Annotated in this window: 15 protein-coding genes; 13 read left to right on the top strand and 2 right to left on the bottom strand. The window is 54.8% G+C overall.

Features of this window, described 5'->3' with window-relative positions; translation table 11 throughout:
• Positions 1–104: 104 nt before the first annotated feature.
• Complete coding sequence (locus NFI08_RS10215) at positions 105–1229, bottom strand: phospholipase A (protein ID WP_108132605.1); 1125 nt, start codon at positions 1227–1229, stop codon at positions 105–107.
• 151 nt (positions 1230–1380) lie between these two features.
• On the opposite strand from NFI08_RS10215, the gene mscK reads away from it, so the two are divergent.
• Positions 1381–4815, top strand: a complete 3435-nt coding sequence (mscK, locus tag NFI08_RS10210) for a mechanosensitive channel MscK (RefSeq protein WP_349589129.1) — start codon at positions 1381–1383, stop codon at positions 4813–4815.
• A gap of 93 nt (positions 4816–4908) precedes the next feature.
• On the opposite strand, the gene NFI08_RS10205 is transcribed toward mscK, so the two are convergent.
• Positions 4909–5667: a TlyA family RNA methyltransferase gene (locus NFI08_RS10205; RefSeq protein WP_349589126.1), complete on the bottom strand. Its 759-nt coding sequence runs from the start codon at positions 5665–5667 to the stop codon at positions 4909–4911.
• Between the two features lie 1077 nt (positions 5668–6744).
• Here NFI08_RS10205 and NFI08_RS10200 point away from each other — a divergent pair.
• The 12 genes from NFI08_RS10200 to NFI08_RS10155 all read left to right on the top strand — a co-directional run bounded on the left by NFI08_RS10200 (position 6745) and on the right by NFI08_RS10155 (position 13077).
• Entirely contained in the window at positions 6745–7044 is a 300-nt protein-coding gene (locus tag NFI08_RS10200) for a DUF1330 domain-containing protein (RefSeq protein WP_349589123.1), read from the top strand.
• Between the two features lie 104 nt (positions 7045–7148).
• On the top strand, positions 7149–7823 hold the full coding sequence (locus NFI08_RS10195) for a hypothetical protein (protein WP_349589120.1): 675 nt from the start codon (positions 7149–7151) through the stop codon (positions 7821–7823).
• Between the two features lie 65 nt (positions 7824–7888).
• A complete protein-coding gene (locus NFI08_RS10190) occupies positions 7889–8254 on the top strand; it encodes a hypothetical protein (RefSeq protein WP_349589117.1) in 366 nt (121 codons plus the stop codon).
• Positions 8255–8366: 112 nt separating this feature from the next.
• The gene (locus tag NFI08_RS10185) at positions 8367–8960 is read left to right on the top strand and encodes a class I SAM-dependent methyltransferase (protein WP_349589115.1); all 594 of its coding nucleotides are present in this window, start codon (positions 8367–8369) and stop codon (positions 8958–8960) included.
• Between the two features lie 101 nt (positions 8961–9061).
• A complete protein-coding gene (locus NFI08_RS10180) occupies positions 9062–9547 on the top strand; it encodes a GNAT family N-acetyltransferase (protein WP_349589111.1) in 486 nt (161 codons plus the stop codon).
• Between the two features lie 37 nt (positions 9548–9584).
• Positions 9585–10007, top strand: coding sequence for a GNAT family N-acetyltransferase (locus NFI08_RS22875; protein ID WP_502881062.1), 423 nt, complete (start codon positions 9585–9587; stop codon positions 10005–10007).
• Positions 10008–10138: 131 nt separating this feature from the next.
• Entirely contained in the window at positions 10139–10294 is a 156-nt protein-coding gene (locus tag NFI08_RS22870) for a GFA family protein (RefSeq protein WP_502881094.1), read from the top strand.
• 311 nt (positions 10295–10605) lie between these two features.
• Entirely contained in the window at positions 10606–10914 is a 309-nt protein-coding gene (gene yqfB / locus NFI08_RS10175) for a N(4)-acetylcytidine aminohydrolase (protein ID WP_349589108.1), read from the top strand.
• 199 nt (positions 10915–11113) lie between these two features.
• Positions 11114–11506 carry a GFA family protein gene (locus NFI08_RS10170; RefSeq protein ID WP_349589105.1) on the top strand — a complete coding sequence of 131 codons (393 nt, stop codon included), beginning with the start codon at positions 11114–11116 and terminating at the stop codon, positions 11504–11506.
• Between the two features lie 176 nt (positions 11507–11682).
• On the top strand, positions 11683–12093 hold the full coding sequence (locus NFI08_RS10165; RefSeq protein WP_349589102.1) for a VOC family protein: 411 nt from the start codon (positions 11683–11685) through the stop codon (positions 12091–12093).
• A gap of 93 nt (positions 12094–12186) precedes the next feature.
• Positions 12187–12525, top strand: a complete 339-nt coding sequence (locus NFI08_RS10160; protein ID WP_349589099.1) for a hypothetical protein — start codon at positions 12187–12189, stop codon at positions 12523–12525.
• Positions 12526–12633: 108 nt separating this feature from the next.
• Positions 12634–13077: an isocitrate lyase/phosphoenolpyruvate mutase family protein gene (locus NFI08_RS10155; protein ID WP_349589096.1), complete on the top strand. Its 444-nt coding sequence runs from the start codon at positions 12634–12636 to the stop codon at positions 13075–13077.
• Positions 13078–13081 lie beyond the last annotated feature (4 nt).

Below are 13081 nucleotides of genomic sequence, written 5' to 3'. Positions count from 1 at the left end.
TACCAAAGATGAATCTTTACCCGTTCATGCTCGCATCAGAATAGCAGTCACGGCAATGGCCGGCGGCCGACCGTGCAAAGAAGCACAATTGGCCGCCGCCGGCATCACGGATTGAAGCCGCCCGCCGAGAACAGCGGGTTCATGCTGAAGCCGATACCCAGGCGATTGACGCGCTCGTCGTAGTCGATAAGGCTCTCGCCGTAGCCATAGTAGTACTGCACGTGGCCACGCACCTTGCCGAACAGCGGCCAGGAGTAGTCGAGCTGGGTGCCGTAGTTGCCTTCGTCGGGGTTGCCGCGCATCAGCAGGCTGGCTTCGTGGGTATCGAACATCTGCCGGGCCACGGTGACGTCGGCATAACCCACGTAGTCCTCGATGTCGGGGTTGTCGTCATCACTATCGTCTTCCGGGATGCGCCAGAACGGCGAGACTGCCAGCGCCCACTCGTCGTTGATCCAGGAAGTGGTGCCGATGACCCGGTTCCAGCTGCGAGACAGCGGGTCCGAGCGGCCATTGGACTGGTGATTGAGCGAGATGCGGTTGTTGACGTTGGTCCAGCCCCACAGGGTGGTGTCGTTCTGGAAGTCGATGAAGAACTCAGGCTCGTAGTTGGTCTCGCGAAACGGCGAGGACTCGTCGCTGTTGTAGGCCTGCCACCAGCTCTTCTGGGTGTAGGCGAAGTAGAGGTCGGCGTTGTCGAACAGCACGTCCTCGGCGATGTTGAACTTGGCACTGAACTGAAACTTGAGTTCGGTGTTGTCCATGTCAGCATCGTCTTCACCGGCACGAAAGGCGCCGGAATTCGGGTTGGTGTTGTAGCTGATCGGCAGGATGTAGTTGCGCCGGTGGGTGGTGATCGAGAACGGGTTGCTCTCGGACTCCTGCTCTAGCTGACGACGCTCCTCGACGGTCTCCTCGATGGGCTTGCCCGAGGCACGTGCAACGATCTCCTCGGAGGCGGGCAGACCGGTGGTGTCGGGGGCTTCGGCGTTGACCGTCGATGAAGTGCCGGCGCTACTGACGGCCACGGCCTGTGCACCCTCGCGCTGGGCCTCGTCATCGTCGAGTTCATTTTCCAGCTTGGCGAGCTCAGCCTTCAGGGCCTCGATACGCGCCTCCTTGGCCGCGCGCTCGGCGTCGGTCAGGCCGCCGTCGGCGACGGCCTGTCCACTGATGGCAAGCGCCAGCAGGGAAGGGAACAGGGAGGAACGGACGGCGGGGCGGGTCATAGGGTGAATCCATTCGACAGGTGGAGGCGTTGTTCTACCATGGCGGCGCAGCGAGTCAACTTCGTGGAAGAATCTTGCACTGGATTGCCATACTGACACACTGGGTTGAGAATCTCGCCTCCTCCACGCTGCGACAGGAAGTTCTCTTAAGATGCCCAGCTCGCCTTCTTCGTTGTTCCGAATACTCCCCCTCTTGCTGGTGTTGCTGCTGTCTCTGCTGTCGGTATCTGCGGTGGTGGCCCAGGAAGCGCCCGAGAAGAGGCTGCCGGACAAGCAAGAGCTGCAGTCGCGCCTTGACGAGCGCGTCGCCAATGCCAGCGATCCGCCAAGCGCCACGGCGCAGGAAGAGATCGATGCGCTGTCAGAGGCGATCGATGCGGTGGAGAAATTGGCCGAGGTCGAGCGTGACCTGGAGAGTCTAGAGCGGCGTATCGAGGAGGCACCCGAACGGCTGGCGGCGCTTGAGGAAGCGCTGCGCCAGAGTGAAGAAGGCGAGTCGCACAATCTAGCTGAGCTCGAGGGGCTGAAGATGCCGGCCGTCGAGCAGCGCCTGAGCGACGCCACCCGAGTGCTGCAGTCGACCCAGGATACCCTGACCAGTGTGCAGAGCCAGTTGCTGGGGGCCCAGACGCTGCCGGAGCGGGCGCAACAGGCCATCACCGAGGCCAATCGGGAGATGGATGAGGCGAGGGTCAAGCTCGAAGACCTCAATCGTCGTGACGTGCCGGAAGATGCCCCCTTGCGGGTGGCGGCGCGGGCGCGCCAGGCTCTGGCCGAGGCTCAGCTCGAGCTGCACCAGCGTCAGCTCAATACCAATACACGTATGCGTGAGGTGCTGCAGCAGCGCCTCGCGCTGTTGAAACTGGAGGCGGCAAGCGAGGAGGCCTGGGTCTCCGCGCTGCAGGGTCGGCTCGATCGACTGCGCCGCGAGCAGACCGAGCGGGCCATCGCCGAGGCGGTACGCGATGAGCCAGAGGCCATCTCACGGCATCCGGTGATTCAGGCGGCCCAGACCACCAACCGTCAGCTCTCCAAGGACTTGCTCAACGCCACCTCGCGAGCCAACGATCTGGTGCGTGACGGACTCGAAGTGCGTCGCCAGCTCGAACGGGTGCGTCGCCTGCAGCAGGGGCTGACCCAGAACATCGAGGCGGTGCGCGGCAGTGTACTGTTGTCGCGCATCCTGCGTGAGCAGCGAGGATCGCTGCCCGAAGTGCAGCCACGGCCGGGCCTGCGTGACGAGATCGCCGATGTACGCCTGGCGCAGTTCGAACTCGACAGCGAACGCGACGCCTTGCGCTCCCCGGAGGCACTGGCAAGGGAGGTGTTGGCGCAGGCCGAGGTGGACGAGCCCGAGCCCCTGGTGGAGCCGCTGGTGCAGCTGTTCAATTCTCGGCGTGAGCTGATCAGCCAGCTAGAGCCCACCTACGGTCAGATCCTCACGGCTGCCATCGATATGCAGCTCAACCAGCAGCAGTTGCTCGACATCAGTGCGCAGTTGCGCACCAGCATCGACGAACAGCTGTTCTGGGTGGCTAACGCCAGGCCCATCGATCTCGGCTGGCTGATGAAGATCCCCCAGAACCTGATGATGGAGTGGCGGGAAGGCGAGTGGCGCCAGATCCTGCCTCACAACTGGCGCTGGCCGGGGCCTGGTGCCTGGGTAGCGGTCCCGGTACTGCTGGTGGTGTTGCTGCTGCTGGCGCTCAGGCGCGCGATCATGCGTCGCCTGGTCACCCTGCACGACCAGATCGGTCGACTTCGCTACGATTCTCAGCTGCATACGCCCAAGGCGGTGGCATTGAACGCCCTGGTGGCCGCACCGGGACCGCTGTGCCTGGTGGCCTTCGGCCTGCTGTTGACCCTCGGTGGCTCCGAGGTGGCAGCGGATGTCGGCTACTCGGTACTGCAGCTTTCACTGGCCTGGGGCGTGGTCGCCTGGTCGCGTCGCCTGCTGGTCAGCGACGGCGTGGCGACACGTCATTTCCACTGGCCGGTCAAGTACGTGGGCAAACTGCGCTGGTGGCTCTTGTGGCTTGGCGTCAGCATGGCGCCGGTGCTGCTGATCGCGCCGCTTGCCAGGGACGCTGCGGTGACCTTCAACCAGCGCCCGCTGGGGCTCGGACTGTTGCTGCTGGGTCTGATTGGGATGAGCGTGGCGCTCAGCAAGCTGATCATGGCCCACACCCCCTTCTTCGGGGTGAAGCTCTTTCGTCTGGTGCTGGGGCTGGCGCTGGCGATGGTGCCGGTGGTGCTGGGTGGTGCCGTGCTTTATGGCTACGTCTACTCGGCGTTGAGTCTGGTCAGCCGCTTCGTGATCTCGTTGTACCTGCTGGGCGTGTGGATCCTGGTCGAGGCAGCGGTGGTCCGCGGATTGGCGGTGGCTGCCCGACGCCTGGCCTATCGTCGTGCGCTGGCTCGCCGGCGAGCCCTGGCCCAGGACGACAACGACCGTGGCCTCGATATCGTCGAAGAGCCGCCGCTGGATATGGAGCAGGTCAACCAGCAGTCGCTGAGGCTGTCCAAGCTGCTGCTGACCATCGGCTTCGCCGCCTTGCTGTATCTGGTCTGGACCGATTTCCTCGGGGTCATCGGCTACCTCGACAACGTCACCCTGGTGGAAGGCGCCACCGGAGAGGGTGGCGAGGCGCTTGAGGACAACCTGAGTGTCGGCGACGTGCTGGTGGCCTTGTTCATCGCCGGGGTGACCATGATGCTGGCGCGCAACCTGCCGGGTCTGCTCGAGGTGATGGTGCTGTCGCGCCTGGAGCTCAAGCAGGGCAGCGCCTACGCCATCAGTTCGCTGTTGTCCTACACCATCGTCGGCACCGGTACGGTGATGACCCTGGGCGCACTCGGGGTGTCATGGGCCAAGTTGCAGTGGCTGGTAGCGGCTCTTGGTGTGGGTCTCGGTTTCGGTCTTCAGGAGATCTTTGCCAACTTCATCTCGGGTCTGATCATCCTGTTCGAGCGGCCTGTACGCATCGGCGACACCATTACCCTGGGCAACCTCACCGGCACGGTGAGCCGGATTCGTATCCGCGCGACCACGGTCACCGACTTCGATCGCAAGGAGATCATCATCCCCAACAAGACCTTCGTCACCGACCAGCTGATCAACTGGTCACTGTCGGACAGCGTGACGCGGGTGACGTTGAAGTACGGGGTCAGCCACGACGCCGATCGCAGCCTGGTGCATCGCCTGCTAGAGCAGGCCGCCGAGGAGAACGAGCGGGTACTGTCCGATCCGCCCCCGGAGATCTACTTCATGGCCTACACCGCCAGCACCATGGAGTACGAACTGCGCATCTACGTGAATGCCCTGGGGGATCGACTGCTGGCCACCGACGAGCTCAATGGCCGCATCGGCGACATGTTCTCCGAGCATGGCATCCGTATCGCCTTTGACCAGCTCGATGTGCACATCCGCCGCTCGGGGCAGCGCGACGTGTGGAAGGGCGTGCATCAGGTCAAGGGCGACCCCCAGGAAGGCCACCCGCCCCCCGGGGCCAAGGGTGACCCGGGTGACGTCAGTATCGGGGATGGCGGCGGCAGCGATGGGGGCGGAGACGCAGGCGGGCGCTGACGGCGGCCGACCGCGGTCGCTGGCGAAAGGCTACATGGTCTGCTGCATGGCCCGTTGCATAGCCTGCTGCATGGCATGTCGCACAGCCTATCGCTAGCGCCGGCAGGCCTGTAGCAGAAATTCGCGGTTGCCGTCGCCGCCGAGGATCGGACTTTCCTGCCAGTGCAGGATCTCGAAGCCGACCGAGGCGCAGCAGTCGCGGATGTGCTGCTCGACCTCCGCGTAGCGGCGGGGGTCGCTGACCACGCCCCGTTGATCCACCGCACCAGGCCCCAGCTCAAACTGGGGCTTCACCAGCGACAGCAGTAGGGCGTCCTGTGCCAGCAGCGTCGCCAGCTCCGGCAGAATCAGCGTCTGCGAGATAAAGGACACATCCATTACCGCCACCTCCGGCCGACCGATTTTCTCCATCAGCGTCTTGAGTTCGCGGCTTTCACTCAGGTGGCGTGCGTTGAGCCCCTCCAGGCAACTGACGCGAGCGTCGCCCCGCAGGCTATCGTCGAGCTGCCCGTGTCCCACCTCGATGCCGATGACGTGGCGCGCACCGGCGGCCAGGGCGCAGTCGGTGAAGCCCCCGGTGGACTGGCCCACGTCCAGCACCAGGCGACCATCCAGTGACAGTTCCAACGCCGAGAGCACCGCCTCCAGCTTGAGTCCGGCGCGGGAAACGTAGCGCTCCTCCGGGTCCTCGGCGACCACCAGAGCGAGGTCGTCGGGGCACTTCTCCCCGGGGCGTGTCAAAACCTTGCCGTCATCCCGGCGGGAGACGCGGCCGTGGCGGATCAACCGCTGGGCGCGGGTGCGAGAGCGAACCAGGCCCTGGCTGACGAGGAGTTGGTCGAGACGTGGCATGGGGTGTTCCTGTGGCGCCTTGGTCGGGCCGTCTGGAGTTCAGGCAGAAAATGCCGGCGCATTATGCCACGGCGAGGCCCCCGTGGGGGGCGCACACCAGTCTCCAGCGCTTTGAGCAGGCCTCCACAGCCTCCCACCAAAGCCTGTCAGTATCTACTCGCTAACCGGTTGTTCGCCTCTGGCTGGCACTCGTCTCCTTTCGACACCGACTAGTTTCGACACCGCCTAGGCTCTCACTACGTCGGGGACTAACCATTTTTAGCGCCACCTTCCGGTCGAAATGTCCAAGATCGCAGGCTATGCTGAAAATCAGCAAGTTTAATTAGGATCGCACAAGGCGACAGGTTCTGTGCGGAGTTGCGACAAGTGGCGGCGAGACAAGCAGTACGGCGAGGGAATGCTGTTCGAAAGGCATCATCGGGTGACAAGACAAAGCCATAACCTTGGCTTCTAGTACGTCATGTCACACCACGCGCAGCACCCAGTTCCAGCCTACGAAACTTGTGATATTTCCCCGCCAGAGAGTGATGACGTCGCCACCGTGATGTTCAGGGAAGGGACTTGCACGGATGGCATGTCCCCCCGGTAGGGTGCCCGAACGGTTTGTGTCGCCGCTCCCCACCGCTATCTCTCCGCCACCTGATCAATAACGATTGACTGCACTATGGGGAGGCCAGCAAGGGCCTCCTGACTGGTGCCGTAGTGCTCGCATCGAATCGTGGATCAAGTCTGTATATAAATACAGTTCATCAGTCTGCGCGCGGAACGCATGCATGGAATGACGAAAGTGAGTGCTCACTTTTTCGGCAGAGTCTCAAGATTCCGGCTTGAAAAGCAAGATGATAGAGAAAATGGCGATGCGATATTCTGCATGGTTACCGGGAAAAATGAGCATGCACACTTTTTGATTTCAAGACCTGATGGGTCCATAAATCGAACCGTGAGTTTTCAAGTGGATAAACAAAGATTTTGCGGGATCAGTCGCGGGAAACTCGAGCATGCATACGATTAAAAATGTTATGTATTTAAAGCGCTCGCGCTGCATTACGACACCCTGAGCACCATGGAGCAATGCTAATGGCGTATGAAATTCTGGTCGGACTCAATGTGACAGATGACGTCCAATACCAAGAATATCGTCGAGCTATGACGCCTATCCTAGAATCTTATGGTGCTAACTTCGGATACGATTTCAAAATTGCCGAGGTCTTAATCTCGCAAACCGACGAACCAATCAACCGGGTATTTACCATTCGATTCCCTAATGAAGAAAAGAAAGATAGATTCTTTTCCGATCCGGCATACACGGAAGTCAAAAGTGAATATTTTCAACGAGCTGTTGAATCAACTAATATTATTGCATCCTATGAAATTTAATACATAACAAATCGTTGGAGAGGGACTCTTGCTACGCAGGCTGCGCCTGCTCCGCAAAAGCCCCTCAACTCAGGCGTTAGCCAGCGGTATAGATAGGTGGCGTAATGAAATCAGCTGAAAAAATTCCTACAGTCAAAAATATTCCTGATCTTTCCGGGAATATTGAAGGCTTGAAGCGTCATTCATTTATGTGCGTCTTCGTTCCTGAGCCATCATTATCGCAAGATGACAGAAGGATTCGGGCTTGGCTTCTTCATACAATAGCTAGTGCTTCAAGGCATTACACAAGAGCTAGAGAGCTAGTCGAGCTCCAAGATAACGCGGATCAGTCACGAGACGGTGGCGCAATATTTCACATTCTTGATGTGTCTGAGCAGATTGAGGATTGCATAACTGCGGCGTATCGAGCTTGTATGGCAATCAGAAGGTTAGAGTCCTGCCAGGAGGCACAGAAATTCTCTAGCAACTATAAAACGTCGATTGAAGAGCTTCGCTTAATAAGAAATCAATTTGAACACATGCATTCTCAGGTTACCGCAGCTGAGACAGGCGGTGGGCCAATATCTATTGTCTTCGGTGATGAAGGGAAAACTATCAGATTTAGAAAGTTAAGCATGGATACTCTCAGCTTGCATGCTCTGATTGATGGAGCATATCGAGTTGTAGCCAGTTTGTATCCAGCCTTTAATGGGGATTCGAAAAAGGAAGCGGGAGGTCCAATCAAACTGACTATGACCGCATCGGTTACAGTCACTGATGCGGATGGCAATACGAGATGAATTGGCTAACAATGCCATGCACGCGACGAGCGCGTGATGGCGGCGTTAAGCAAAAGGAGAGCTTCATGAAATATTATACTTTTTTATTTATTTTGGCTGTTGTTCCATTTGTTCAGGTAAATGCAGGTGACTTTTATGGCTCTGATGGTAGCTACCAAGGGAGCATTGAAGATGATGGTTCGATATACGGAAGCGACGGTAGTTATCAAGGCCAAGTCGAGAGTGACGGTTCTCAGTACGGAAGTGACGGTAGTTATCAAGGGCAAATAGAAAGCGATGGCTCTATGTATGGTGGTGATAGTAGTTACCGAGGACGAATAGAAAGTGATGGTTCTATTTATGGTAGTGACGGTAGTTATCGAGGAAAAATAGAAAGCGATGGTTCTATCTATGGCAGTGACGGTAGCTATCGCGGTCATTACGGGCAGTAATGCTTAACAAGTCAAAGCACTCGGACTTGGTAAAGCTGTCACCTTTTTTCCAAAAAATTCGCCAACTTCACCAAGCCGGTGTTTGAGGCGTTAAATGTACACGGAGTCGATCATGAGCGAGCAGGTATACCATGAGAGATCATTGGAAGCGGAGGTATACCCTCATCTAAGGATGGCCATAGATCTAGTTGACCCCTTGCTGCCAAAGGTAGCGGTGGATGTAGGTTGCGGTGCTGGGCGTGATGCATTGTTTTTGGTTGATTGTGGCTTCACGGTATACGCCTTTGACAAAAGTGAAGCAGCGATAGCCAGGTTAAGCGAGCAGGGGCGAACTCAGTCCGGCGATAGGCTATTTTCTCAGGCTTGCAGTTTTGAGGATTTTGAATATCCGAAATCATCACTAATAACTGCGTGCTCCAGTTTATTTTTTTGTCGGCCGGAGCTTTTTCCTCGGGCCTGGAGAAATATCTCACACTCGCTTTTGCCGGGAGGCGTGTTTTGTGGCCATTTTATGGGGCCGGACGATTCATGGGCAAAGCTGGAGCGCGGCGACCTGACGATCCACACGCAGGATGATTTGGAAGAGCTGTTTAATTGCTACTATAAAATCATAGACATTTATGAAAATAATTTTGAAGGAATGACCTTAGTTGGACGGAAAAAGCACTGGCACACTTACTCCGTGGTTGCACAGAAATCCATTTAACAAGGCCATCAATTTGACAATTTTTCCGTTACTCCTTTTGTGCTTTAAAATAGCACAAAAGCATTCACTCCAAAACTGCAAATTATGGCAGCGTTAGTCATATGGAAGCAACTCTGCGAATCCCACAGAAAACCGATTATGAGGCTATTGCTTCCTGGGTAGTCGATGAAAAGGCTTGTGTTCGCTGGGCTGGTCCATTGGTGCCGTTTCCGTTTGCACCGGAGAGATTACCTGAACTACTCAAGACGGAGGAATGCTTTAGCTACTGCTTGTCCGCTAGCAACCGCAAGTGTATTGGTTTTGGTCAGTTTTGGGTGGCGGAGCAAGGTGCGGTGCACATAGGCAGAATAATTATTTCACCCGAAGCTCGGGGAATAGGTGCTGGTCGTCTGCTGTGCGAGAAATTGATCGAAAAGGCGGTTCGGTCAACTGGTGCCGCATACGTTACTCTTCGTGTATATCGGGATAACAATACTGCACGTACTCTATACGAGAGCCTTGGCTTCTTTATTGTGGAATCAGAATCTACGGGCGACCTGTTGTTCATGCGTGCAGTGACTAACAAGACACGGAAGGCGGACGCGTGAGACGCGCCGCTTCGTTTTTGCGTTATGCCTTCTAAATATGAAATTCGATAAACGACCAGCAACTATTCAAGATAGGGAATGGCTTGAACCTTTTTATGAGTCAGTGATGAGGCCATATGTAGAGCTGACTCATACTTGGGATACGAAACTATTTGGCAAGCATTTTGACCCAAACAAGGTCTCTATCCTTCAGGTTGAAGGTCGTGATATCGGTATGCTAAACGTTGAATACACCGTAGACTTTATCTACCTAGGCGACATACAAATTATCCCTGAGTACCAACGGAAAGGAATTGGCACAAAAATATTGCTCTCGCTCATAGAAGAGGCACGGAAAAAGTGCTGTCCGATACAGCTAAAAGTTTTAAATGGAAATCCAGCTCGGAAATTATGCGAGAGGCATGGGTTTAAGTTGTTCGAGGAGTTAGAGCATAGTGTTAAACTTGAATTCAAGGCATAACAAGGCAAAGCAGCAGGGACAAGCTAACGCTTGCCCCTGTTTGCGGCGTTATGCGTAAAAAGGAACTAAGTGCAAAATGAATATAGGAAAGTGTGTTTGCGGAGATGTTTCATACGAAGTAAACGAAAAAAATTGAAACCTTATATCAGTGTCATTGCACAATCTGCCAGCTACAAACTGGCTCATCGTCCCAAACGGGCACATTTGTGAGTACACCGAATTTCAAATGGCTTTCTGGTCAAGATAGGATAAAAACTTATAGCAAATCATCTGGCTACAGCTGCTAATTTTGTAGTTGTTGCGGTGCAACTGTTCCAAACATGTTCCGCTCAGGTGATAAATATTGGGTTCCTGCTGGCGCTTTATTGGGGTTAGAGGGCGCTCAAATTAAAAATCACATTTTTGTCGCAGACAAAGCGGAATGGGATCATATAGGCGGCAATGGTGCGCAGCATTCGGGCTTCTATGCAGTATCGCATAACAAGCCGCTCAAATTCGTTCCGGCCACAAAATGCGTGGCCTCCACCGGACTCGCTAACGCTCGCCGTTTAGCGGAGCGTTATATGCTTAGAAGAGTCTGTAAGGAAGTAGGTGTTCAATGGTGGATAAAATTACATTTTTCACAAGGCTAGAGCGCCAGCTTCTTTCTGGTAAAAAGACTGCAACGATTAGGGATAAATCTGAAAGCCATTATTACCCAAGGCAGGTTGTTGAAGCGCTTACTCACGAAGATGGGCGGAAAATCTGTAGACTAGAAATTGTCGGTGTTGAGCATGTGAACTTTGATAAACTCAACAGAAAGCATGCAAAAGCAGAAAATCTTCCATTTGTCTTTATGCTAAAATGGACTTTGCGAAAGATATACCCAGCAGAAAAGAGCTTTTTTTATAATCTTCAAAGTCGTTGATTAACAAGTCTGCAAGTTATGAAACCCCTTGAGCCACGCATATAACAAACTGTTCAAGAGGGATTCGCAACGCGTGGCATTTTTACTGTGTGTTGGTTTTAGTGATTAAGGTGGTTTGCGGCGGATTCGGTATTGCGTTGCTCACCCCTTAACAGGGCGTTAGGCCGCACGGATGCGTGCGGCTCACTGGAGGCAATGAATGGCCACATACAACGGTGGTTGCCTATGTGGTGCCGTTCGAATTACGGCATCAGGCCAGCCTTATCGCGTCGGCCTGTGCCATTGTCTTGACTGCCGCAAGCACCATGGTGCCCTCTTTCACGCTTCCGCCGTTTTTCCCAGAGACGCAGTCATGATCGATGGCGAGACCAGAAACTATGAGGAGCGTCATTTCTGCCCACAATGCGGCTCATCGGTCTATTCGTGCAGCGCAGATGAAATCGAGGTCAATCTAGGTTCGCTGGACTTTCCTGATCAACTAACCCCGACCTACGAACTCTGGACGAGCCGTCGAGAGTCTTGGTTGCCGGCGTTTCCATCTGTCCGGCACTACACCCAAGATCGTGACGCCACGAGCCGTGTTGAAGAATAGGCCGCCGATGAATCGTCGCGCTTCTTTTCACAATTATCAAAGGTTGAGCCAGTGTGGCCTAACCAGTTGCTGCAGGGGACGTTTGACCCGTCACCCGCTTTGCTACCGCAAAGCGGCTGTCGCCTCAAATGCCCCTGAGTTCAGGCGTTAGGCTCCATGAGCCACGGAGGAATTGAGTGGAAATCAAGTGTATTGCAGGTTTTGCATCAATTACCAAAGACCCTGCGGCAAGTACGTCTTTGTATGAGGATGCGCTAGGTCTGCCGCTAGAAAAGATGGACGATTATCGTTTCATGGATAAATTCCCGGGAGCGAATCATTTCGGGGTATGGCCCCTCGCGATGGCGGCCCAATCTTGTTTTGGGCAGGAGGAATGGCCTGACCATGTTCCTGAGCCGACAGCTACAATTGAATTTGAGTTGGCGGACGCAGCTGCAGTGGAAGCGGCAGTGAAAGAATTGAAGGAAAGGGGGCAGGGGTTCGTTCATGAATCCCGGACTGAACCCTGGGGGCAGACAGTTGCAAGGTTTATGAGCCCCGAGGGAGTGTTGGTAGGTCTGAGTTATGCGCCATGGCTTCATGAATAAGAGCCTAACCATAGCATCAACGCGGACTGGCTTTTCCGCTGACGCTGCAAAGCCAACCGGTTACGCTGGGCGTTATGTGTAAGAGGAGAGATTGTGCCCACTCCCTATAATATGGCATTTGCTTGTTTGAATTGCAGGAAGTCTTTCAAACGTAAGTTTGATTTGTCTGCACAATGTCCAAGTGAACTCACTTGTCCTGATTGTGGTGGAGAAGCACACAATTTCGGTCGGCATTTCAAATCACCAAAAAAATCTGATCTCAAACAATGGGAAAAAGTAGCCTTTCTATTTGATCATGGCTTCAGGTTTCAAAAAATAAGAATTGGCCCGGGGCATCATGATGTAATTCCTTACCCAGACACTTTGGATCAGGCAAAAGAATTCGTGGTCAAATACAAAGAGTATGCGTATAAGTCAGGAAAAAACACATAACCAGGCCATGCACACGACCTTTGGTAACTCACACCTTTTATGCATTCACAGAAATGCTGAAAGTTGCCTCGGCCTGTGATGGCGGCGTTAGGTTTCTCGGAGTCTTCGATGAACGAACTTCAGATACATAAAGGAAACGTATTCAGGGATCTGCATACTTCCGATGACATCTTTGTCATGCCGAATGCCTGGAATGCTGGAAGTGCTTGTATGTTAGAGGAGGCTGGTTTTTATGCAATTGGGACAACGAGTGCAGGAATTGCATTTGGTATGGGCCTTCCTGACTACGAGGGAACACTCTCAAGAGACGCTGCACTAGAGGAGACGCAAAGAATTTCTACTTCGGTAAAAGTGCCAGTAAGTGCTGACGCTGAAAATGGATACGGCCACGAGGCTGCCGAAGTCGCAGAAACAATACAACTTTTTGCTGATGCTGGCGCAGTAGGGGCAAGCATTGAAGACTACGCAGCCAGTTTTGGGGGGGGGCTTTATATGAACGAGCACTCGCTGAAGAACGAATCAGAGCCGCTCGTGAGTCGGCTGACTCACTAAAGTT

It is taken from the genome of Halomonas sp. EF61 (genome assembly GCF_040147045.1).
GTDB classification, from domain to species: Bacteria; Pseudomonadota; Gammaproteobacteria; order Pseudomonadales; family Halomonadaceae; genus Halomonas; species Halomonas litopenaei.
This window is presented reverse-complemented; position numbering and strand designations above follow the sequence as displayed.